Here is a 22,865-nt window from a genome sequence, read left to right as displayed (position 1 = left end):
CCGGGCTACCCGAACCGCTCCGTCTGGACGGAACACCTCGGACTGGACGACAGGGCGAGGAGCCCCGCCGCGTCAGCCCTTGACCGCGCCCGCCGTGAGCCCCTGCACGATCCACCGACTCGCGAACGCGAACAGCACCATGGTCGGGATGACGGTCAGGACCGCGGCCGCCGACATGGGTCCCCAGTCGATGTTGAAGCTGCTGATGAAGCCGTTGATCGCGGTCGGCAGGGTCTTGTTCGCGTCGCTGTTCATCAGGGTCGTCGACAGGAACAGCTCGTTCCAGCAGTTGACGAAGTTGAAGATGAAGGCCGCGACGATCCCCGGCTTCATCACGGGCACGATCACGCGGAAGAGCGCGCCGAACCGCGAGCAGCCGTCGATCATGGCCGCTTCCTCGAGTGCGGCGGGGACGTTCGCGAAGAACCCGCGGAGCATGACCGTGCTGAACGGGATGCACACGGCGATGTAGATGAGGACGAGCCCGACCCGGTTGTCGACCAGCTCGAGGCGCGTCATGAGCAGGTACAACGGCCCCAGCGCGATGAACGACGGGATCATCTGGGTCACGAAGAACGCCGTCAACAGCGCGCCCTTCGTCCGGAACTCGAAGCGGGAGAGCACGTAGCCGGACAGCAACGAGATCACCGTCGCCGTGACCGCGGCCGCCAGGCTGACGACCAGGCTGTTGACCACGTAGACGCCGAACTGCGACTTGGCGAACAACCCGATGTAGTTCTGCAGCGAGAACTCCGTCGGCCAGTACGTGAGCGGCCGGCTGAAGATCGAGCCGGGCGCCTTCAGGGACGTGATGGTGATCCAGTACAGCGGGAAGAGCGTGATGAGGAGCCACAGCCCGAGGAATCCGAAACGGACGAACCGGGCTGAGCGGGTCTCGTGGTCGATCATCGGGTCTTGGGTCCCTTCTCCCGCATCGCGAGCAGGTAGAACACGGAGAACACGAGCAGCACGGCGATGACGATGAGCCCGAGCGCCGAGGCCCGGCCGTAGTCGCCGCGCTGGGTGGTCTGGATCATCCACGTGGTGATGATGTGGGTGCGGTCGGCGGGGCCGCCGCCCGTCATGCCGTAGATGATGTCGGGGAAGTTGAAGATCCAGATGACCCGCAGGAGCACCGTGAGCGCGAGCGTGACGCGGATGTACGGGATCACGATCGAGAAGAGCGTGCGGACCTTGCCGGCCCCGTCGAGCGCGGCGGCTTCGAGCATCTCGTCGGGCACCGACTGCAGCGCCGCGAGGATCATGATCGCGAAGAACGTGACGCCGTACCAGATGTTCGCGATGAGCACGGCGACCATGGCGGTCGCCGGGTCGGCGAGCCAGTTGATCGGCTCGTCGATCAGTCCGACCTTGGCGAGCAGGTCGTTCACGACGCCGAACTCGCTGTTGAACATCCAGCGGAACAGGATCCCGATGAGGAACCCGGACACCGCCCACGGGAAGAACACGAGCGCCTGGTACAACCCGCGGAACCGGAACCTGCGTTGCAGCCACAGGGCGAGGGCGAACCCGATCACGAACTGCGGCACGAGCGAGGCGACGACCCAGACGACCGAGTTCCGGAGCACCGTGTAGAAGACGGGGTCGGTGAGGATGTCGTGGAAGTTGCCGAGTCCCACCCACGACGTGTCGCTGAGGTTGTTGAGGTTCCAGTTGCGGAACGCCATCTGGCCGCCCGCGAACAACGGGTAGTAGACGAACACCGCCACGAAGACGAGTGCGGGTGCCATGAACCCGAGGAGACTGAGTCCCTTCCGCTTCGTGAAGGTGCGGCGACCCGTGGGTGAGGAGCCGCGCCTCCTCGGGTCGTTGCCGCCGCTTCGACCGCCCGGGGCCGGAGGAGCGACACCGGCGCTGGCCCGCGACACGGCGGACGGCGCGGTGGACGCGTCCTGGACCGTCACTTCGCGTCCTTCTCGGTCCAGTACTCGTCCCAGCTGGCGAGCAGTTGCTTGCTCGTCATGTCGCCGACGAGGACCCGCTGCAGCTCAGAGTCGGCCTTCTGGGTCCACTCGGTCCACCAGGCGACGGTGCGCGGCTGCACGACGGGGATGTAGGTCTCCGGTGCGTCGGTCATCGTGACGTAGCTCGCCCAGGCGCCCTCGCTGTAGAACGGGTCCTCGGTGGCGCTGGTGAGGATCGGGACGAGGCTGTTCTCCTTGGTGAAGCGCGTGGAGGCGTCGCCCGACGACAGGAACTCGATCAGCTTCGCCGCCTCGGCCTTGTGCTCACTCGACTCAGCGGTGCCCCAGCCCGACGTGGCGACGGTCTGGGCGGCTTTCCCGGTCGGCCCGGTCAGCAGGGGTGCCGTGGTCCACTGGTCGGCCTCGATGGCCGTCGAGGTCCCGATCGCGCTGATGACCTCGGGGTCCTGCAGGAGGAACGCGGTCGAGCCGTTCGAGAACCCCTCGACCATCTCCGGGTAGCCCCATGCGACGCTCGACGGCGGCGAGGCCTTCTCGAAGAGGTCGAAGTACATGTCGGCGGCGTCCTGGGCTTCCGGCGCCGAGAAGATCGTGTCGCCGTTCTCCAGTCGGAACGCGTTCTCGGTGTCGAGGTCGTCGGCCACGTAGGCCTCGATGGCGGTGACGAGGTTGGAGTTGCCGTTCATGCCACCGCGGAAGGCGTAGCCGTAGTCGCCGTCGCCCGACTCCTGCACCGCCGTGGCCTGCTCGAGCAGGTCGTCCCACGAGGCGGGCGGGGCGTCGAACCCGGCGTCCTTCGTGAGGTCCGTGCGGTAGAAGAGGCTCAATCCGTAGAAGCCGTAGGGGATGTAGTAGACGGTGCCGTCGTCGTTCTTGGCGTAGTCGACGGCGTTCTCGGTCAGGTCGTCCCAGCCGGACCAGTCGTCGAGTTCGGTCGACATGTCGCTGATCCAGCCGTTCGCGCTGAAGGGTCCGACCGTCGTGTCGCGGACCTCGAGCACGTCGACACCGTTGCCGGACTGCAGCATCTGCTGGATCTTCTGGTCGGCCTGGTCGGTCGGCGGCGAGATGAGCTCGACCCGGATGTCGGGGTTCTCGTCCTCGAAGTCGGCGAGGAGCTCCTTGAGGAGCGTCGTGCGCGTCGGGTTCGTCAGGCTCTCGACCATCTGCAGGGTGACGGTGCCGTCGCTGCTGCTCGGGGCGGAGCAGCCTCCTGCCAGCAGCGCGGTGGCGAGGCCCAGGCTGAGCGCCGCGATCATCTTGGTGCTTTTCACGGTTGTCCTTCGTGTCAGGTGGAGCACGTGTCGTCAGGGTCGGACGGGTGGAGCGGTCGGAGGTCCTCAGGCGGTGCGGGCCCAGTCCGCGAGGACGGGCACGCAGCGTTCGGCGAACGACTCGTAGTCGGCAGCGGTGTTGTAGACGTGGGTCGACAGCCGCAGGTAGCCCACGCCCGCGAAGGCCGTGAACGCGCACTCGACGCCGAGCTCGTCCAGGACGCGGTCGCGGAGCGCGTTGCCCTCGCCGTGTCCGGCGGCGAGCGCCCCGGGCAGTCGCACGAGGCGGAGCGCGCCGACGGGCATGCCGACGTCGACGCGGTGGTCCTCGCCGGTGATCGCCGAGAAGGCTCCCGCCACGACGTCGACGGCGTGGTCGGCCAGGTCGGACATGTACCGGCGAGCCGTGTCCCACCCCCACGTGTCGCCGATCAGGTCGAGCGACGTCGACGCCGCGAGCCAACCGGTGAGGTCGAGGGTGCCCTGGGTGTCGAAGCGCTCCGGGAAGGGGTCGGTCGCACCCCAGGAGTCGATCGACGGGTTGAGCTCCTGGACGAGCGGGCCGCGGGCGACCAGGACGCCGGTCCCGCGGGGTGCACAGGTGAACTTGTGCAGGTTGCCGACCCAGAAGTCGCACTCGAGGTCGGCGAGCGGATCAGCGAGCAGTCCGGGCGCGTGCGCACCGTCGACGAGGACGGGCACTCCGAGCTGCGCGGCGTGCCGTGCCACCGCTCCGACCGGCAGGCGCCGCGCCGTGGGGGACGTCACCTGGTCGATGACGACGAGGGACGTCGCGTCGGTGATGCTGTCCGTGATGATCCCGGCTGCCGTGTCGTGGTCGGCGTCGAGCGGGACCGAGACGGTGCGGACGCGGCCGTTCCAGCGCCGGGCGAGTCGCTCGGCACCCATCGTGACCGCTCCGTAGCCGTGGTCGGTGACGAGGATCTCGACCCGGCGGCCCACCGGCAGGCTCGAGTAGACGACGCTCGCGCCGGCACTCGCGTTCGCGACGAACGCGGTGTCCCGGACGTCGGTGCCGAGGAACTCGGCGACGCTGCCGCGCGCCTGCGCGACGAGCCCGGGCAACGGCGGGAACCACGCGACCGGGGCTGCTTCCATCACGTCACGGAGGCGCTGCTGCTCGGCCTGCGTGGCGCGGGGCACAGCGCCGAACGAGCCGTGGTTGAGGTGGCCGAGGTGCGGGTCGAGCGTGAACGCAGCAGCCGCCGGCCGCCCGTCGTGGAGCGTCAGCGGCTCGGGGCCGACCGCGGGGTCGGTTCGAGCGGCGTCGGTGGTCGTCGCGAATGCCATGCCGGCAACACTAGGAAGTCATCAGATGACTCCGGTTTCGACTGCGTTACGAACGTGTCAACAGCCCGATCACCTGCAAGGACATCAGATGAGTCGTCTGTCGAAGCGCGTTGATGGCCCGTCTTCGTGCCGGTAGGCTCGCCCCGACGAGAGGGGCACGATGTCCGCGGTCGACGATGCCTTCCACGGCCTGCGTCACATGATCAGCTCGGGGCGCCTCGGCGCTGGGCAGCGGTTCCCGCCCGAGGCGGACCTCTGCCAGGAGCTCGGGGTCTCGCGTGGGTCGTTGCGCGAGGCCGTCCGCATGCTCTCCGCCCTCGGAGCCGTCGAGTCGCGCCACGGATCCGGCGTCTACGTGTCGGCGCTCCGCCCTGAGGACATCATCGGCAGCCTCGCCCTCACCGTCGGCCTGCTGCCGCTGTCCGGACTCCTCGACGTGTACGAGTTGCGCCGGGTGCTCGAGAGCCACGCCGCGGCGCAGGCCGCCGCGCGCGCCAGCACCGACCTGCTCGACGAGCTCGACGGCGTGCTCGACGCGCTCGAGGCCACCACGGACGTCGAGGAGTCCGCGCAGCTCGACTCCGACTTCCACGAGGCGATCGCCCGAGCCGGAAGCAACCCGACCATGGTCGCGCTGCTCGGTGTCTTCCGGAGCCGCAGTCGCGCGTACCAGATGTTCGACATGCCGGACGGACGGACCATCAAGCACACCAGCGACCAGGCGCACCGGGCCATCGCACGGGCCATCCGGCAGCGCGATCCGGTCGCGGCAGCCACGGCGGCGGCGAGCCACGTCGCACAGACGGAGCAGTGGCTGCGGCACTACCGACCCGACCCGACGCGCTGACACGCACGGCGGAACGGGTTGTCTGCAACCGGCGGAGCGGCCGTGGGGTGGGCGACCCGAACGAGGACCTCGACCAGGTCGACACCGGCCCGGCGGGCGCAGACCACACCGAGGGTGCGCGGACGACGCCACCTGGGTGAGCGCTTCTCAAACCCGCGCCGTCGCGCCCGCTGGATGCGCGCCTCCAGACCCGGACAGGAGGCGCGGCGGCACCCCGCCCCGCCGGTCACGTCGCCGCGGCGTCACCCTGACGTGCGCCGACGTTCAGTCCCAGGGACCGTCCGCGGTCCCGAGGCGCTCCTTGCCGAGCGGCGTGATCGGTAGGGCCGCGAGGCTCGCGATCCCGACTTGCAGGAGCGCCGCTCGCGAGGTCCCGACGCGCCCGATCGCCCCCATCCCCTCGATCACCGCGCAGAAGTAGGTGCCGAGCGCCTCCGCGTCGGCATCGGCCTCGACCTCGCCGGCCGCCTGCGCGTCGACGATGCAGGCCGTGTAGCCGGCGCGGATGGTGTCGAAGGTCTCCGTGACGGTCGCGGCGACCTCCGGATCACGGGCCGACAGCTCCACCGCCGCGCGGAGCAGCAGCGAGGGTGCCCCCTGCGCTGCACCGTGCTCCACAGCCACGGACACCAACTGCGTCCGGATCCGCGCGATCGGTGACTCCGCACTCCGCAGGACCGCCTGCACGACCTCGACGGCCTCGGCGGTGTCGCTGAGGAAGGCGCGCATGAAGAGTTCCTTCTTGCCGCCGAACGTGTTGTAGAGGCTCTGCCGACCGAGGCCGGTCGCCGCGAGCAGGTCGTCGAGGGACGTGCCGTCGAACCCGGACTCCGCGAACGTGCGCCGGGCGCGCTCGACGACGTCGGCCTCGTCGAACTTGCGCGGTCGGGGCATGTGGACTCCTCGGAGGTCGTTGTTGACTGATCAGTCAAGCACGACGTACTGTTCTGGACCAAGCAGTCAACAACAACTCCAGGAGGACATCATGGTCGGAGCACTGCAGGACAAGACCGCACTCGTCACGGGCGGAACCTCGGGCATCGGACTCGCGGTCGTGCGCCGCTTCGTCGACGAGGGGGCGCACGTCTTCGTCACCGGGCGACGGCAGGAGGCGCTCGACGCCGTGCGCGACGAGCTCGGCGACGCGGTGACGCCGATCCGTGCGGACGCCGCCCAGTCGGACGACATCGCGACGGTCTTCGCCGCGGTCGCCGAGCGCGGTCACGGCCTGGACGCCGTACACGCCAACGCCGGTGGCGGTGAGTTCAAGCCCCTCGACGCCGTCACCCCCGAGGACTTCGAGACGACGTTCGGCACCAACGTCCGCGGGACCACCCTGACCGTCCAGGGCGCCTTGCCGTTCCTGCGCGAGGGGTCCGCCGTCGTCGTCACCGGATCGACGGCAGCATCCGGCACCGAGCCGTCGTTCGGCCTGTACGGGGCGTCGAAGGCCGCGATCGCCGCCCTCACCCACACGTGGGCGGCGGAGCTCGCGCCGCGCGGCGTCCGGATCAACACGGTCGTCCCCGGGCCCACGGAGACCCCGGGTCTCGCCGGCCTCGCTCCGGGCAACCCGGGGGCGATGCTCGAGCAGATGGCGAGCGGTATGCCGTTCGGCCGGCTATTGCGCCCGGAGGAGGTCGCCGCCACGGTGCTGTTCCTCGTGTCCGACCAGAGTTCGGGGATGACCGGCAGCGAGCTCCTCGTCGACGGGGGCAGCAGCATCGCCTGAGCCGGCCGGCTCGTCCGGTCTCGCCCTACTCCGCCTCGTCCATTAAGTGGGCGCTTCCCGGCCCGATGACGATGATCGACACCCTCTCCGACCAGCACTACAAGAGCCGCGAGAAGCTGGCGTGGGAGTTCGCCACGATCCTGAACGAAGAAGCCCGGGAGCTCGAAGCTGCCGGCGTCGACGTCATCCAGTTCGACGAGCCCGCCTTCACCGTCTTCCACGACGAGGTGCAGGACTGGGGCGTCGCCGCCACTCTGGAGCGCGGATGCGGTCCGCCGGGAGGGTGTTCTGGCACTGGGGTCACCTTCCGATCCACCGGCCGCCCCGATGACAAGCTGCAAGGACTCGAGTACGGAGACAGCAGCCAGTAGAGGACAGGAACCCTCCCGCCGAAGCGAGGAGCTGTCAGGCCGAACATCCCATGCGTGCGCGGGAGGCAGCCCGGGTCCGGCCCAACTACGAGTGCGGTTGCCGCCCGCCTCAAAAATCGATAGTGCCATCGGCATCCAGGAACGCATACGAGCAAGCCTCGCCAGTCCAACCCCGTCGAGGCGGACCCACTCTGCCTTTAGTCCCTGTACTGCCTATGAGGTCCTGCGCAGGGGCAAACGCGCGATCGAGTCGCTATCAAACACATTTGCAAGCACGGCCTGTCGCGGCAGCGTCAACACTCAACTCCACGTTCATCAACGAGAGGTGAAACGCGTTTGGATCCAGTCCCCCGGGTCGTATCACCGCCACGCTCTCGCGTTGCGGGACTGATCGGGCTCAACCTTGGTGGTCTCTAGCCAACCGGAAATCTGGGATCGAACACGACGGAGCCGAGGCGCCGGACGTGTCCCGGAGAGCAACGACAGCGCTCAGACTCAGTCCTAACGCGCGTGGAGCCCATTTACAACACCAGCGCGCCAACGACCTGGTCTAAGCTCCCGAACAAGGCTCACCTTCACTGCGCCTCTGGAATCACAGGCAGCAGCGATGAGCGCGTCAGCAAACCAAGCGATCAACGGGGACCAATGCACTTGACGAACATGGCCGTGAACAACTTTCGCCGCTTGAAAGCAGTCGAGATAGATCTGGAAGAACAAACCACCATATTTGTTGGAGCCAACAACAGCGGCAAGACCTCCGCTGCCGCGGTTCTACGCCTCCTCGTTACCGGCAGAGCCAAGGACGTCGCGATCTACGACTTCAGCGCGGAATGCCTTGAGACCCTCCGGAACTACGACCACAAACATGGCGAGCGCCCGGAACTTCCAAAGATAACCCTAGACCTCTGGTTCAACGTGGAGGACGAAGAGGTCTACCGAGTCGTCGACATTCTACCAAGCCTCGACTGGAACGGGCAGCCGGTAGGTATCCGCCTACGATTTGAACCGAGTGATTCGAACCGGTTGTTCGATGATTACCGAGCGGCGAAAGAGAATGCCGCCACCGACGCCATTGATTCCTACCATCCTTGGCCGACATCCCTCGAAGATTACTTGAAAGATCGGCTGCAGGCCGAGTACAACCTGAATTATTACGTCCTCGAGAAGGCTGGGCCGGATGAACTACGTGAGCACCCCATGCTCCACGCGAAGGGAGAGGCCGCAGCCGTACTTGACGGTCTGATGACTCTCAATTTCCTCGACGCTCAACGCTTCCTGTCGGATACAGAAGTTGGCGCTCGCACACAAGACCTATCGCGCAGCCTCAGCAAGTTCTATCAGCGCAATCTTGATCAATTTAAGACAGATACGAGCGTCCTTCAGGCTTTACACGCGTCCGAAGAAAGCTTCAACAAGCACCTCGAACAAGTCTTCGCCTCGACGCTCGAAAACCTCAACACCTTGGGCTACCCCGGCATAGAGAATCCCGATCTCGTGATTCGATCTCACTTCAATCCCAAGCAAATTATGGCACAGGACGCCAGCGTCGAATACTCACTCCCGCGTGCCGAAGGAGATCTCGTAGGAACCCACCTTCCTGAGAAGTATAACGGACTGGGCTTCAAAAACCTCATTTACATGGTGATTCAGGTTTTAGATTTCCACCAACGATGGACGACGCAGGAACACCGCACCCCGGTGCATCTCGTCGTTATCGAAGAACCAGAGGCGCACCTACATGCTCAACTTCAGCAGGTCTTCATCGCAAAAATCCGAGAGATCATCTCGGATGCGAGCGGGATGACTACCCAGCTGATCGTAACTACCCACTCGGCGCAAATCATCAACGAAAGCCAGTTCACCCCCATTCGATATTTTCGTCGCAAGCAACTCTTACAGGGTCGGCACGAATCAGAAGTCCGAGATGTCTCGAGATTAGAAGCACTCGACGCCGACGCAAAGACGTTCCTTCATAAGTATATGAAGCTAACACATTGCGATCTCTTCTTTGCAGACGCCGCGATTCTGGTCGAAGGAAACGTCGAACGCTTGCTGCTACCATCTATTATAGAAGAACACTCGCCGAAGCTCACTTCCAGCTACCTGACTATATTGGAGGTCGGCGGAGCATTCGCTCACAAACTCGCACCGTTGCTCAAACTCCTTGGTGTCCCAGCCCTGGTCATAACAGATCTTGACAGCGTTGCCCCTGCGACGAAAGCGGCAAACGCTGCAAAGGGAGCACCCCACCTGACAGCGGCTTCGAATGGCCGCAAGGCATGCCGAGCTGATGCAGAATACGCAGTCACCGCTAATCCCTCACTTCGCTCTTGGCACCCACGAATCGAGGCGATAGCGGATCTACTCGCCTTGCCCGAACATAAGAAAGTCTTCGGCACGGGAGGCGAAAGTCCCGCGCCTGTGCGTATAGCGTATCAAACTAGTAGCTGTGTATCGTGGGACGGCAACTGTCAAATTGTCTCCGGGAGAACGTTTGAAGAGACTTTCGCGTTTGAAAATCTCGAGTGGGTCCTATCGGAAGATCAGCGAGATGACCTCGCCCTCGTGTCTAAGAAGTTCGAACCGGCTAGTTCAACAATCGACGACATAGTCGAAGACATACACAAGCAAGTCAAACGTGCAAACTTCAAGAAGACCGAACTCGCTTTAGCACTGATGATTTCTGCGGGGCAATGGAAGGCTCCGCAGTACATCGTGGACGGGCTCGACTGGTTGTCTACTCTTCTCGCGCCGGTGAAGACAGGTGGAACAACGAAATGAGTCGTCGTATCGACAGTCCCGACACTCCTGCGGATCTGCGGCTTCGTGAACTCCTTGAAGGCGACACTCCGCCATGCTTCGTCGTGAACGCAGGAGCAGGATCAGGGAAGACTACTTCTCTCGTCAAGGCGCTCGCTCACTTGCGAGACGCGAAAGGATCGCAACTACGCCGTCAAGGACAAAAGGTCGCGTGCATCACCTACACCGAAGTCGCCGCCGAAGAGATTCATGGCGAAGTCGACCTTGACCCAGTCTTTCACGTGTCAACCATTCACAGCTTCTTGTGGACTGTTGTCCGCCCTTTCAGGCGTGACATTGCGTTGTGGGTGGATAGAAGGATCGAAGGAAAGATTGCAGCACTTCTCGAGCACAACAGTAAAAAGGGCACCCGCGGCTCTACCATCACAAAGAACGACGCTCTAATAGCTCGCCTTGAAGCCGACCGCGCTGCCCTGACTCCGGAAACGACCTTCACATACGGCATTGGGAGCCGCTACGCGCGAGGAGTGCTCGGCCACGATGATGTCATCAAAATGGTGCCGGAATTGCTTATGGAGAAATCTCTTCTCCGCCGACTACTAGCACACCAATATCCGTTCGTCTTCGTCGATGAGAGCCAGGACACCTTCCCCTCGGTCGTAGCCGCTTTGAAGGCCATCGCGGCCGACCCAACTTGCGCGATATCGATCGGGTTCCTTGGTGACGAAATGCAGCAAATTTACTCGACGGGCATTGGGTCAATACCGATCGAGCCCGACTGGGCTCAGATCGATAAGCCCGAGAACTTCCGTTGCCCTTCGATGATCCTCGAGGTGATCAATAACATTCGGGGTGGAGTGCCTGGCTCACTCAAACAAACAGGCGGTCGGCGGGACGCAGTCACAGGCAAAACACTCTTAGGCGATGCGAAACTGTTTGTCCTCGCAAGCACAGGTGATCGCGACTCCCAGCTGCAGGAAGTCCGCGCAATTATGGCCAACTCGACGACGGATTCCAATTGGCGTGTTGAGGACGGGAGCCCGAGCGCCCCGAGGGTACTCGTTATCGAGCATCGTCTAGCGGCTCGCCGTCTTGGGTTCGAGCAGATATTCGCCTCTCACCATGACAGGAGCACTGACAGACTGAAGGAGGGGATCTCCGAAGGAACCGCGTGGTCAATCCAGCCCTTTGTGTCCTACCTTACTCCCTTGGCTTTGGCAGTCCGGAGAGGGGACAGTTACGCCCAGATGGAATTGGTACGGGCGAATAGCCCGTTGGACCTAGAACGCACGCCCGCGCTCGCGTCCCGTCTTTCGTCCCTGTCGGCTGCAACCGAGGAAATCAGCAATCTCATGAGGCCGGATAGCGACGCGACCGTCCGAACCCTTTTGTCCCACGCGTTATCATCGGGCCTTTGGGCTCTGGACGACAACTTCTCGCCGTACGAGCAACTGCTCAATTATGCAGCAACTCACGAGAGTGTCGGGGACTCAGTTGAGCACGGCGTGCTTGCCCGCTTCTTTGACTGCCCCGCACGTGAATTGCTGGCTTACCAGAGTTACCTCGACGAGCACTCCGTCTTCGCTACGCACCAAGGGGTCAAGGGGGCGGAGTTTGAACGGGTGCTGGTGCTACTTGAGGATGACGCGGCTGTCGGGAATAGTTTTTCCTACGAGAAGCTGTTCGAACTCCGCGAGCTTTCCGCCACGGACCTAGACCACATCTCGAATGGTCGTGAATCAACTTTGGACAGAACGCGGCGGCTGCTTTATGTAGTCTGCTCACGAGCCGAGCGCTCGCTGGCTGTCGCCCTCTTCACCCCAAGTGCTATGGAAGCTGTATCCCAAGTTCGCAAGCTAGGTCTATTTAGACCCGAGAACGTAATCACGTTTTGAGGCGCAAATGCAAGCCCCCTAACATCACCTCTAACGTCAGCTTTCGGGTTGTTCGAAATGTACTGAATGGTACGCCACTACGGTACGTATACGCTGTCTTTTGAAGCGGAAGCGTTGCCAGAGACGCGCTGTGCTCGTGACGCGAATATCCCGCCGGACTCAGGCCGGCGGGATATTCGCAAGAGACAGACCAGACTCAGAAGTCCCAGTCCTCGTCCTCGGTCTTCTCCGCCTTGCCGATGACGTACGACGAGCCGGACCCCGAGAAGAAGTCGTGGTTCTCGTCCGCGTTCGGCGACAGCGCCGACAGGATCGCCGGGTTCACGTCCGTCGTCTCCTTGGGGAACATCGGCTCGTAGCCCAGGTTCATGAGCGCCTTGTTGGCGTTGTAGTGCAGGAACTTCTTGACGTCCTCGGTCAGCCCGACACCGTCGTAGAGGTCCTGCGTGTACTGCACCTCGTTCTCGTAGAGCTCGAAGAGCAGGTTGAACGTGTAGTCCTTGATCTCCTGCTTGCGCTCTTCGGAAGCGCCCTCGAGGCCCTTCTGGAACTTGTACCCGATGTAGTACCCGTGGACGGCTTCGTCGCGGATGATCAGGCGGATCAAGTCGGCGGTGTTGGTGAGCTTCGCGCGCGAGGACCAGTACATCGGCAGGTAGAAGCCGGAGTAGAACAGGAACGACTCGAGCAGCGTCGAGGCGACCTTGCGCTTCAGGGGGTCGTCACCGGTGTAGTAGTCGAGGACGATCTGGGCCTTCTTCTGCAGGTTCACGTTCTCGGTGGACCAGCGGAAGGCGTCGTCGATCTCGGGCGTCGAGGCCAGCGTCGAGAAGATCGACGAGTAGCTCTTCGCGTGCACCGACTCCATGAACGCGATGTTCGTGTAGACGGCTTCTTCGTGCGGGGTGATGGCGTCGGGGATCAGGCTGATCGCGCCGACGGTGCCCTGGATGGTGTCGAGCAGCGTCAGGCCGGTGAAGACCCGCATGGTGAGCTGCTGCTCGGCCGGCGTCAGCGTGTTCCACGACTGCACGTCGTTGGACAGCGGCACCTTCTCGGGCAGCCAGAAGTTGTTGACCAGCCGGTTCCAGACCTCGACGTCCTTGTCGTCCTGGATGCGGTTCCAGTTGATGGCACTGACCGCACTGATCAGCGGGATGGACTTGCCCGTGGCGTGGACCGGGTCGGTGAGGGTCATGGGATTGTCTTCCGGATTCGGGATGGTGATCTGATGACGGACTGGAGGCGCGGGGCGGGGCCCGCCCCGCGCCTCCAGGAAGAGAGCAGCAGCTCTACAGCATGCAGCTGACGCAGCCCTCGACCTCGGTGCCCTCGAGGGCGAGCTGGCGCAGACGGATGTAGTAGATCGTCTTGATGCCCTTGCGCCATGCGTAGATCTGCGCCTTGTTGATGTCACGCGTGGTGGCGGTGTCCTTGAAGAACAGCGTCAGGGACAGGCCCTGGTCCACGTGCTGCGTCGCCGCGGCGTACGTGTCGATGATCTTCTCGGCACCGATCTCGTACGCGTCCTGGTAGTAGTCCAGGTTGTCGTTCGTCATGAACGGCGCCGGGTAGTAGACGCGGCCGAGCTTGCCTTCCTTGCGGATCTCGATCTTCGACGCGATCGGGTGGATCGACGACGTCGAGTGGTTGATGTACGAGATCGAACCGGTCGGCGGGACGGCCTGCAGGTTCTGGTTGTAGATGCCGTGCTCCTGGATGGACGCCTTCAGCGCCTTCCAGTCGTCCTGCGTCGGGATCGTGATGTTCGCGTTGTCGAACAGCGATGCCACGCGGGGGGTCGCCGGCGTCCACGCCTGGTCGGTGTACTTGTCGAAGAACTCCCCCGACGCGTACTTCGAGTCGCGGAAGCCGTCGAAGGTCTCGCCGGTCTCGATCGCGATCTTGTTCGACGCGCGCAGGGCGTGGAACAGCACCGTGTAGAAGTAGATGTTCGTGAAGTCGATGCCCTCTTCGGAGCCGTAGTACACGCGCTCACGAGCCAGGTAGCCGTGCAGGTTCATCTGGCCGAGGCCGATGGCGTGCGACTTGTCGTTGCCGTCCTCGACGGAACGCACCGAGGTGATGTGCGACATCTGCGAGACCGAGGTCAGGCCGCGGATGGCCGTCTCGATGGTCTTGCCGAAGTCCGGCGAGTCCATCGTCAGCGCGATGTTCAGCGAGCCGAGGTTGCAGGAGATGTCCTTGCCGATCTCCTTGTAGGACAGGTCCTCGTTGAAGGTCGTCGGGGTGTTGACCTGCAGGATCTCCGAGCACAGGTTGGACATGTTGATCCGACCCTTGATCGGGTTGGCCTTGTTCACCGTGTCCTCGAACACGATGTACGGGTAGCCCGACTCGAACTGGATCTCGGCGATGGTCGTGAAGAAGTCACGCGCCTTGATCTTCGTCTTCTTGATGCGCGAGTCGTCGACCATCGCGCGGTAGTTCTCGGAGATCGGGACGTCGCCGAAGGGGACGCCGTAGACCTTCTCGACGTCGTACGGCGAGAACAGGTACATGTCCTCGTTGTTCTTCGCGAGCTCGAACGTGATGTCCGGCACGACGACGCCGAGCGACAGCGTCTTGATGCGGATCTTCTCGTCGGCGTTCTCGCGCTTGGTGTCGAGGAACTTCATGATGTCCGGGTGGTGGGCGCTGAGGTACACCGCGCCGGCACCCTGACGCGCACCGAGCTGGTTCGCGTACGAGAAGGAGTCTTCCAGCAGCTTCATCACGGGGATGATGCCCGAGGACTGGTTCTCGATCTGCTTGATCGGGGCGCCGGCCTCGCGGATGTTGGAGAGCAGCAGGGCCACGCCGCCGCCGCGCTTCGAGAGCTGCAGCGACGAGTTGATGCCGCGCGAGATCGACTCCATGTTGTCCTCGATGCGGAGCAGGAAGCAGGAGACGAGTTCGCCGCGCTGTGCCTTCGCCGTGTTGAGGAACGTGGGCGTGGCGGGCTGGAAGCGGCCGGCGACGATCTCTTCGACGAGGTCGATGGCGAGCTGCTCGTTGCCCTGGGCCAGGCCGAGGGCGGTCATGACGACGCGGTCCTCGAAGCGCTCCAGGTACCGCTTGCCGTCGAACGTCTTGAGCGTGTAGCTCGTGTAGTACTTGAACGCGCCGAGGAACGTCTGGAACCGGAACTTCTTCGAGTACGCCAGGTCGTTGAGCTGCTGGATGAAGTCCAGCGAGTACATGTCGATCGTGGCTTTTTCGTAGTACTCGTTCTCGACCAGGTAGTCGAGCCGCTCCTTCAGGTTGTGGAAGAAGACGGTGTTCTGGTTGACGTGCTGCAGGAAGAACTGCTTGGCGGCCTCACGATCCTTGTCGAACTGGATGTTCCCGTCCGCGTCGTAGAGGTTGAGCATCGCGTTGAGGGAGTGGTAGTCCATCCCCGTCTGCGGCGACGTCAGATCGACGTCTGCAACTGCTGCGTCCAAAATGCATCCAATCCTGAGTTGACCGCCGACACGTCGTCAGGGGTCCCGAAGAGTTCGAATCGATAGAGAAGGGGGACGTTGCACTTCCGTGCGACGACGTCCCCTGCCAGGCCGTACGCCTCGCCGAAGTTCGTGTTGCCGCCGACGACCACGCCGCGGATGAGCGAGCGGTTGTGGGCGTCGTTGAGGAACTTGATGACCTGCTTGGGGACCGCGCCCTCGCCGTTGCCGCCACCGTAGGTGGGCAGGACCAGGACGTAGGGCTCGTCGACGTGCAGGAACGGTTCACTCGGGTAGAGGGGGATCCGGTCCGCGTCGCGGCCGAGCTTCTCGACGAAGCGTGCGGTGTAGCCGGACACGCTCGAGAAGTAGACCAATCGGCTCATGGTGCGCTCCTCTTGGAGAAGGTGCGGACAGCAGATCGCGCAGTAGGTGTGTTCCCCGGCCCCTTCGGGGCCGGGGAACACACCTAGAAGATCACGCCAGTTCGGCGCTGAGCGTTGCGATCTTGTCGGGGCGGAAGCCCGACCAGTGGTCGTCGTCCGTGACGACGACGGGGGCCTGCATGTAGCCGAGGCTCTTGACGTGCTCGAGGGCGGCCTCGTCGGTGGAGACGTCGTGCACTTCGTACTCGATGCCCTTGTTGTCGAGGGCGCGGTACGTCGCGGTGCACTGGACGCAGGACGGCTTGGTGTAGACGGTGACGGCCATGTTCTCCCCTGGTTTCTGGGCCTGATTCCAGGTCCGAAGTTCGTGTGTTGTGCTGCGGACGACGTTACTACATCGCTACTACATCTTGTGCTCGCGGAGTCAAGCGACCACAAGAGGAAGTGTTACACGCCTGTAGTTCTCCACAACGCCGTCCACAGTCTGTGGATTCCCGAGGCCCGGTTTTCCGCCACTCTGCCACTCGCCACAGACACTCCCCACAGGGCGAGGAGCATGGTTGTACACCCGTGTGGAGAACGGCGGAATCGGATGAGCGGTCGGCGTGTCTTCGAGGAGCGAGATTCGATGCGACACCCCCCTCCCCAGGACGGGGGACAGCCCGTTCCGTCCAGTCCGTACACTCGTGTCGTGAGTACGTACGGCCCCCTCCTCAAGACCCCCGGCGTGGGTCGTGTCATCGCTGCACAGCTCACCGCGCGCTTCCCCTTCGGGATGCTGTCGCTGGCCTACCTGCTGCACGTGGAGCACGTCTTCGGCTCCTACGGCGCCGCCGGCCTCGTGCTCGCGACGACGAGCATCGGGCAGGCGATCGCGGGTCCGCTGACGAGCCGCTGGATGGGCAGCTGGGGCATGCGCCCCGTCCTCGTCCTGACGAGCATCGTCGCGCTCGCGAGCATGGTCGTGATCGCCTTCTCCACCATGCCGCTCTGGGCCTACGTCGTGGTCGGGTTCCTCGGCGGCCTCGCCGTCCCGCCCGTGCAGCCCGCGGTGCGCACCATCTACCCGAAGATGGTGACGTCGTCGCAGCTCACCCCGCTGTTCTCGCTCGACGCCAGCGCCCAGGAGCTCATCTGGGTCGCCGGCCCGGTCATCACCACCTTCGTCGCGACGCAGGTCGGCACCGTGCAGGCGATCGTCGTCGCCATGGTCTTCCTGGTGATCGGCGGCGTGTGGTTCATCGCCTCCCCCGAGCTCGGTCGCGTGCGCATCCCCCGCTCGAAGCGCGCGTTCGGCGTCGTGCTCCGCCGCCCCTCGGTCGTGGTGGCGACGCTGACTGGCCTGCTGCTCATCGGCGCCTGCTCCGCGGTCGAGGCCAGCGTCACCAGCGTCTTCGGCGAGGGCAGCCCGAACGCGGGCATCGTCCTCGCCGTCTTCGCGGTCGGATCCCTGCTCGGCGGCCTGGCGTTCGGCCACCGCCCGATCTCCCGCAACACCCTGTGGACGCGCATGGCCGTCGTCTTCGTCGGCCTCACCCTGGCCCTCGGCGGCACGGGCTTCTGGTGGCTCTGCCTCGCACTGGTCATCGCCGGTGCGGGCATCGCCCCAGCCCTCGCGGTCATGTTCGGGTCGGTCTCGGCGACCGTCAAGTTCTCCGACACCGCCGAGGCCTACGGCTGGATGGGCACCGGCCAGCTCATCGGCGCCGCCGGCGGATCGGCCGTCGCCGGCTTCCTCATCGACAGCAACGGCCCGATCGGCGGCTTCACCGTGGGCGCCGTGATGGCCGGGGTCGGCGTGCTGCTCCCCCTGGCGATGCGCAGCTGGCTGCCCGACCTGCGCGGCCGCGACGCGAGCCCCCTGCCCGACACCGAACCGGTCGTCCTGCCGACCTGATTCGCCCGCCGGCCCGTCCGCGGCGCCGCGCTGCCGCGTCGACGTCGCGCGACAGCGACCCGGTCGCCCCGCCGTGGCCCAACGTCCCTCCCCAGGTCCGGCAGGCGGCTCGCGACACCATCGTCGTCGTACGACAGCGACCATGTCGCGCCGGTCGCCCGACCTCCCCTCCACAGCCCGCCGATCGGCCCGCGTCCTCCACGGACGGCCGGGAGGCCCGGCACACCCCCGGCGAGCACCGGCAGGATGGGTGCATGGTCACCTCCATCCCCCTCCGCGACGGGGCATCGATCCCCGCGATCGGCTTCGGCGTCTACAAGGTCGACGACACCGAGGCCGAGTCGGCCGTCGGCACCGCCCTCGACGCCGGCTACCGACACGTCGACACGGCCGAGATGTACGGCAACGAGGTCGGCGTCGGCAAGGCGATCCGGGCCTCCTCGCTGGACCGCGACGACGTCTTCGTGACGACCAAGGTGTGGAACGACCACCAGGGTCGCGACGCGACGCTGCGGGCCTTCGACGACAGCGTCGCGCGGCTCGGCCTGGACACGGTCGACCTCTACCTCATCCACTGGCCGGCCGCGGCGAGGGACCGCTACGTCGAGACCTGGCGCACCCTGGTCGAACTGCGCGAGTCCGGCCGCGCGCGGAGCGTCGGGGTGTCGAACTTCCAGGTGGAGCACCTGCAGCGGCTCGTCGACGAGACCGGTGAGGTCCCGGCGCTCAACCAGGTCGAGCGGCACCCGTGGCTGCCGCAGCGGGAGCTCATCGCCTTCCACCAGCAGCACGGCATCGCCACCGGCGCCTGGTCGCCGCTCGGGCGCGGGCGGCTCATCGACGAGCCGGTGCTCACCGGCATCGCGGACGCGCACGGGGTCAGCGTGGCGCAGGTGCTCGTGCGGTGGAACGTGCAGCAGGGCGTCGTGGTGCTGCCGAAGTCGGTGACACCGTCGCGCATCCGGTCGAACCTGGACGTCGACGGCTTCGTGCTGACCGACGAGGAGCTCGCAGCCATCGCCACGCTCGAGTCCGGGCAGCGCACCGGCTCCCACCCGGACGCCGTCTCGTGACGAAGGGGTCCGGCGGAGCAGGCGACCCGCAGTCCACGGCTCGTGCCCACCTCGGTCCGGACGAGCAGCTGTACTGGGCCGGCACGAGCGACCCCGCGAAGCGCTTCTCGGGGCGGGACGGCTTCCTCGTCCCGTTCAGCCTGCTCTGGCTCGGGTTCGTGGTGTTCTGGATGGCCTCGGCCGTGACCAGTGGAGCGCCGCCGTTCTTCCTGCTGTTCGGGACCGTGTTCGTGCTGATCGGCCTGCACATCACGGTCGGTCGGTTCATCGTCAAGCAGCACCGCAAACGCACGACCGTGTACGCCGTCACCGACCGTCGGGCACTGGTGATCACTCCGAGCGGGACCCGCGATGTGCCGATCGGGCGCACGGACCGGACCCTCAGCTGGACCCGCGACCGGAGCCACTGCACCGTGGAGTGGGGGTCGGACGGCGGCGGCTCGATCTTCGCCGCGAACGGCATGAACGCCAGGGTCTACGGCAACACCGGCCTCGACGGCCTCTTCGGCCCCCAGCCGATGGCGTTCTGGGACGTCAGCGACGGCGAGGGGCTCGTGCGCGCGCTCGACCGGACGTCGCGCTAGCCGCGGCGGTCTTCCTCCGACTGCCACGGCAGGTGCAGGTCACCCGGCGCGGGTTCGACGTCGCCGGCGTCGTCCGCGCCGCCCGTTCCCGGTGCCGCGATGACCTTGGACGTGTCGATGCCGTCGGCCTCGAGCTCGGCGTCCGAGCGCTGGTCGTCCTGCGCGGCGACGGTCTCCCGCTCGCTCGAGGGGCTGTACGCCGTGTCGGTGGCGCGCTGTTCGCTCGCGTCGACGCCGCCCTCGCCCTCGTGGTGGGCGGCGTCGCGGAGGGCGTCGCTGCGTGCACGGTCGTCGGAGGAGTCGGGGCCGGGGGCCTGCGGGATGCTGTCGCTCATGGCCCGCACGGTAGTCCGCGCCTCCCGAGTGCCGGTCCGACGATGCCCTCCAGGACCACGGTGCTCGCGCAGGGGCCGACACGATCACGCCCGTCTCCTGCGTCGTCATCGGCGTCGCGATCGTCGTGCTCCTCAGCGCCCGCGCCGACGCCGTTCCTCCCGGCGAGCCGGATCTCCGCCCCCGGCCAGTCGACGATCGCCCCACCACCGCCGCGCGTTGACTGTTTGAGATCGAACGGTTAGAGTTCTGATCATGCAGGCACCCCACTTCGACACCCCGCTCCAGCTCATGCGGTGGATCGGCTGGGCGCAACGCAAGGCCGCGGACGACTGGGTCCGTGAACGCGACCTCACGCACGAGCAGAGCTTCGTGCTGGGGTACCTGCAGCAGAACCCCGGTGCCATCCAACGGGACATCGCCACGATGACCCGCACCACACCGGCCAGCGTCTCGAGCCTGCTGCAGGGACTCGAGAAGCGTGGTCTGGTCGAACGACGGCCCGACGCCGCGAACGGCCGCACGAAGCTCGTCCACGCCACACCCGCCGGTGTCGAGCTCATCGCCGGCTTCGAGGACGCGATGCTCGCCCTCGACGACACCCTGCTCGCGCCGCTCAGCCCAGCTGAGCGCGCCACGCTCCGCGAACTCCTGCTCAAGGTGACCGCAGAGCTGCCGGAACCGACCCGGTAACCGCACCCGTGCCTCCCGGCCGTCCGCCGGAGGCACCACCCACACGCACGCGACGGCCACCGCCGGACGCGCGATCCGTCCTGCCCGGAAGGGGCCGACACATGAGCACCGACACCACGACCGCAGCGGCCACCAACCGCTGGTACCTCTCCACCGCCCCGATCGCCAGGGCACTCGTCCACCTCTGCGTCCCGATGGCCGCGGCGATGGTCGTCAGCGCCCTGTACAACGTCATCAACGCGGGCTTCATCGGCTCGCAGCACGACACGTCGCTCCTCGCCGCGATCACGTTCGGCACCCCGCTGCTCGGCCTCATCATGGCGATCGGCGGCGTCTTCGGCGTCGGCGGCAGCTCGCTGATGTCCCGGTTGCTCGGCGCGTCCGAGAACGACCCGGCGAAGGCGGGTGAGATCAAGCACGTCGCGTCCTTCGCGGTGTGGGGTTCCGTCATCACCGGCGTCGTCCTCGGCGGCGCGGGGCTGCTCCTGCTCCGGCCGCTCGTCGGCGTGCTCGGGGCGGACGCCGCCGCGGTGCCCGCGACCAGTGCCTACGTCGCCGTGATGCTGGCGTTCGTGCCGGTGCTCGCTGCCGCCTTCTGCCTCGAGCAGATGGTCCGCGCCGAGGGCGCCGCCCGGCAGGCCATGGTCGGCCTGGTCCTGTCGACGATCGGGAACCTGGTCTTCGACGTGCTCTTCATCCTGGTGCTGCACTGGGGCGTCGCCGGAGCAGCCCTCGCCGTCGGACTCGCCAACGTCGTGAGCATCGTCTACTGGGTGCGCTGGCTCGGGCGGCACAGCGAGAACGTGTCGCTGTCGCTCCGGTGGTTCACGCTCCGGCGGTCGGTGCTCGGACCCGTGTTCGGCATCGGGGTGAGCGAACTGCTGCAGGCCGGGTTCCTCATCGTCACGACCCTGGTGCTCAACAACCTCGCGGCCCGGTACGGCGACGACCCGCTCGCCGCCATGGGGGCGGCCGTGCGGATCGCACAGGTGCCCGAGTTCCTCGTGATGGGCGTCACCATCGGGGTGCTGCCGTTGCTGGCCTACGCCTACGGCAAGGGCGACCGTGCCCGGCTGCACGCCGCACTGCGAGCGTCGGCACTGACCGTCGGAGCCATCGTGCTGGTCTTCTCGGGGACGGTGTTCGTGTTCCGCGAGCAGGTCTTCACGATCTTCTCGTCCGACCACTCCGTGCTCGCGATCGGTCTGACGATCCTGGTCGCCCAGCTCGTCGCGACCGTGGTGAACGGCTTCACCGGCCTGTTCACGTCCCTGTTCCAGGCCGCCGGACTGGTCACGCCGGCGATCGCGATGTCCCTCGCGCAGGGCGTGCTGTTCATCCCGATCGTGCTGCTCGGCAACCTGTGGTTCGGCCTCGCGGGCATCATCTGGGCGCTGACCGTCACCGAGGTGCTGGTGTTCCTCGCCGGACTCGTCATCTGGACGGCGTCGCGCCGCCGGATCGACGAGGGGCTCGCCGCGGGCAGCCCGGAGCGGGCTGAGGCCACGCTCGAGGCCGCCGGCTGACGACCAGGTCGCCCCGACCGGCCGACCGGCCGACCGGCCGCCCGGCCGCCCGGCCGCTACGCTCGCCGTCGTGGGTGAACCGACCGCCGAGCGGACACGACGGGCACGACGGGCGCGACCGCGGTCCGACGACGACCGACGTGCTCTCGTCGAGCCGCTGCTGGCGCCCGACGAGCAGCTGCTCTGGGTCGGGTACAGCGATCCCCGGAAGATGTTCGGCTCCCACGACCGCTGGCTCGTCCCGTTGAGCATCCTGTTCACGGGCTTCGTGGTCGCCGTGCTCGTCCGTGGGGCCGTCGAGGGGATCCCTCTGCCCGCCGCGGTCGTGCTGCTCGTGTTCCTGCTCATCGGAGCGCACGGCATGGTCGGACGCTTCCTGGTGAAGCGGCACCGCAAGCGCACCGAGGTGTACGCCGTGACGGATCGCCGCGCCCTCGTCACCGACGGGCGGCACACCCGCGACGTCGACGTCCGACGCACGGACCGCATGGTCGACGACTCCGGCGACCACCTGTCGATCGAGTGGAACGAGACCGGCGACCTCGACACGCTCTTCCTCGGTGGCAGCAGCGCCGTCCGCCAGTACGCGAACACGGGACTCGACGGGATCCTCGGGATGCGGCGTGACTTCGCCTTCTACGACGTCACCGACGGCGACGGGCTCGCCTTCGCCCTGGAGCAGGCCGTCGACCGCTGAGGCAGCGGCCAGGCGCCGGGGCGGGGCAGCTCGGACGGGCAGGGGGCAGCCGGGCGTCCGTTACGCTCGACGGGCACCAGCACCGACCAGGAGG

20 protein-coding genes and 1 pseudogene are annotated in these 22,865 nt (G+C 65.8%); 11 read left to right on the top strand and 10 right to left on the bottom strand.

Annotation, left to right across the window (positions count from 1 at the left end; translation table 11 throughout):
* Positions 1-72 precede the first annotated feature (72 nt).
* The 4 genes from BIU97_RS12005 to BIU97_RS11990 form a co-directional block, all read right to left on the bottom strand.
* On the bottom strand, positions 73-909 hold the full coding sequence (locus BIU97_RS12005) for a carbohydrate ABC transporter permease (RefSeq protein WP_071262777.1): 837 nt from the start codon (positions 907-909) through the stop codon (positions 73-75).
* Entirely contained in the window at positions 906-1,751 is an 846-nt protein-coding gene (locus BIU97_RS12000) for a carbohydrate ABC transporter permease (protein WP_139196020.1), read from the bottom strand. Before BIU97_RS12000 ends, BIU97_RS12005 begins: the two co-directional genes overlap by 4 nt.
* A 170-nt stretch (positions 1,752-1,921) precedes the next feature.
* Complete coding sequence (locus BIU97_RS11995; protein ID WP_254782982.1) at positions 1,922-3,220, bottom strand: ABC transporter substrate-binding protein; 1,299 nt, start codon at positions 3,218-3,220, stop codon at positions 1,922-1,924.
* 66 nt (positions 3,221-3,286) lie between these two features.
* The gene (locus BIU97_RS11990) at positions 3,287-4,531 is read right to left on the bottom strand and encodes an aminotransferase class V-fold PLP-dependent enzyme (protein WP_071297763.1); all 1,245 of its coding nucleotides are present in this window, start codon (positions 4,529-4,531) and stop codon (positions 3,287-3,289) included.
* A gap of 160 nt (positions 4,532-4,691) precedes the next feature.
* Here BIU97_RS11990 and BIU97_RS11985 point away from each other — a divergent pair, with 160 nt between their 5' ends.
* On the top strand, positions 4,692-5,378 hold the full coding sequence (locus tag BIU97_RS11985) for a FadR/GntR family transcriptional regulator (protein ID WP_071297762.1): 687 nt from the start codon (positions 4,692-4,694) through the stop codon (positions 5,376-5,378).
* A 264-nt stretch (positions 5,379-5,642) separates the two neighbouring features.
* On the opposite strand, the gene BIU97_RS11980 is transcribed toward BIU97_RS11985, so the two are convergent.
* A complete protein-coding gene (locus BIU97_RS11980; protein ID WP_071297761.1) occupies positions 5,643-6,272 on the bottom strand; it encodes a TetR/AcrR family transcriptional regulator in 630 nt (209 codons plus the stop codon).
* A gap of 91 nt (positions 6,273-6,363) precedes the next feature.
* Here BIU97_RS11980 and BIU97_RS11975 point away from each other — a divergent pair, with 91 nt between their 5' ends.
* From BIU97_RS11975 to BIU97_RS17340, 4 genes and pseudogenes are all read left to right on the top strand, one after another.
* Complete coding sequence (locus tag BIU97_RS11975; RefSeq protein WP_071297760.1) at positions 6,364-7,110, top strand: SDR family NAD(P)-dependent oxidoreductase; 747 nt, start codon at positions 6,364-6,366, stop codon at positions 7,108-7,110.
* A 38-nt stretch (positions 7,111-7,148) separates the two neighbouring features.
* Positions 7,149-7,373: pseudogene (locus BIU97_RS17350) on the top strand (methionine synthase); the annotation flags it as partial.
* A gap of 753 nt (positions 7,374-8,126) precedes the next feature.
* Positions 8,127-10,262, top strand: a complete 2,136-nt coding sequence (locus BIU97_RS17345; protein WP_083420909.1) for an ATP-dependent nuclease — start codon at positions 8,127-8,129, stop codon at positions 10,260-10,262.
* Positions 10,259-12,136, top strand: coding sequence for a UvrD-helicase domain-containing protein (locus BIU97_RS17340; protein WP_175472439.1), 1,878 nt, complete (start codon positions 10,259-10,261; stop codon positions 12,134-12,136). Before BIU97_RS17345 ends, BIU97_RS17340 begins: the two co-directional genes overlap by 4 nt.
* Positions 12,137-12,332: 196 nt before the next feature.
* Here BIU97_RS17340 and nrdF read toward each other — a convergent pair whose 3' ends face one another.
* The 4 genes from nrdF to nrdH form a co-directional block, all read right to left on the bottom strand.
* Positions 12,333-13,334 (bottom strand): class 1b ribonucleoside-diphosphate reductase subunit beta, encoded by a 1,002-nt coding sequence (nrdF, locus tag BIU97_RS11965; RefSeq protein ID WP_071295675.1) that lies wholly within the window; start codon positions 13,332-13,334, stop codon positions 12,333-12,335.
* 94 nt (positions 13,335-13,428) lie between these two features.
* A complete protein-coding gene (nrdE, locus tag BIU97_RS11960; protein ID WP_139196019.1) occupies positions 13,429-15,534 on the bottom strand; it encodes a class 1b ribonucleoside-diphosphate reductase subunit alpha in 2,106 nt (701 codons plus the stop codon).
* A 17-nt stretch (positions 15,535-15,551) separates the two neighbouring features.
* The gene (gene nrdI, locus BIU97_RS11955) at positions 15,552-15,968 is read right to left on the bottom strand and encodes a class Ib ribonucleoside-diphosphate reductase assembly flavoprotein NrdI (RefSeq protein ID WP_071263051.1); all 417 of its coding nucleotides are present in this window, start codon (positions 15,966-15,968) and stop codon (positions 15,552-15,554) included.
* 91 nt (positions 15,969-16,059) lie between these two features.
* Complete coding sequence (gene nrdH, locus BIU97_RS11950) at positions 16,060-16,293, bottom strand: glutaredoxin-like protein NrdH (RefSeq protein WP_017886897.1); 234 nt, start codon at positions 16,291-16,293, stop codon at positions 16,060-16,062.
* 366 nt (positions 16,294-16,659) lie between these two features.
* On the opposite strand from nrdH, the gene BIU97_RS11945 reads away from it, so the two are divergent.
* The 3 genes from BIU97_RS11945 (at position 16,660) to BIU97_RS11935 (ending at position 19,522) form a co-directional block, all read left to right on the top strand.
* Complete coding sequence (locus tag BIU97_RS11945; protein WP_071297758.1) at positions 16,660-17,865, top strand: MFS transporter; 1,206 nt, start codon at positions 16,660-16,662, stop codon at positions 17,863-17,865.
* 254 nt (positions 17,866-18,119) lie between these two features.
* Positions 18,120-18,938 carry an aldo/keto reductase gene (locus BIU97_RS11940; protein WP_071297757.1) on the top strand — a complete coding sequence of 273 codons (819 nt, stop codon included), beginning with the start codon at positions 18,120-18,122 and terminating at the stop codon, positions 18,936-18,938.
* A complete protein-coding gene (locus BIU97_RS11935; RefSeq protein ID WP_071297756.1) occupies positions 18,935-19,522 on the top strand; it encodes a hypothetical protein in 588 nt (195 codons plus the stop codon). The genes BIU97_RS11940 and BIU97_RS11935 overlap by 4 nt, the downstream gene beginning before the upstream one ends.
* Here the strand turns inward: BIU97_RS11935 and BIU97_RS11930 are convergent.
* Entirely contained in the window at positions 19,519-19,857 is a 339-nt protein-coding gene (locus tag BIU97_RS11930; protein WP_071297755.1) for a hypothetical protein, read from the bottom strand. The two genes, BIU97_RS11935 and BIU97_RS11930, sit on opposite strands and share 4 nt — an antisense overlap.
* A gap of 253 nt (positions 19,858-20,110) precedes the next feature.
* Between BIU97_RS11930 and BIU97_RS11925 the strand changes: the two genes are divergently transcribed.
* The 3 genes from BIU97_RS11925 to BIU97_RS11915 all read left to right on the top strand — a co-directional run bounded on the left by BIU97_RS11925 (position 20,111) and on the right by BIU97_RS11915 (position 22,771).
* A complete protein-coding gene (locus BIU97_RS11925; RefSeq protein ID WP_071262898.1) occupies positions 20,111-20,548 on the top strand; it encodes a MarR family winged helix-turn-helix transcriptional regulator in 438 nt (145 codons plus the stop codon).
* 101 nt (positions 20,549-20,649) lie between these two features.
* Positions 20,650-22,074 carry an MATE family efflux transporter gene (locus BIU97_RS11920; RefSeq protein WP_083420906.1) on the top strand — a complete coding sequence of 475 codons (1,425 nt, stop codon included), beginning with the start codon at positions 20,650-20,652 and terminating at the stop codon, positions 22,072-22,074.
* Positions 22,075-22,144: 70 nt separating this feature from the next.
* Entirely contained in the window at positions 22,145-22,771 is a 627-nt protein-coding gene (locus BIU97_RS11915; protein WP_071297754.1) for a hypothetical protein, read from the top strand.
* Positions 22,772-22,865: the final 94 nt, after the last annotated feature.

Origin of the sequence: Curtobacterium sp. MCBA15_009 (assembly GCF_001864895.1) — a bacterium.
Lineage (GTDB): Bacteria > Actinomycetota > Actinomycetes > Actinomycetales > Microbacteriaceae > Curtobacterium.
The sequence above is the reverse complement of the archived record's forward strand: the minus strand, read 5'-3'. Positions and strand labels throughout refer to the sequence as shown.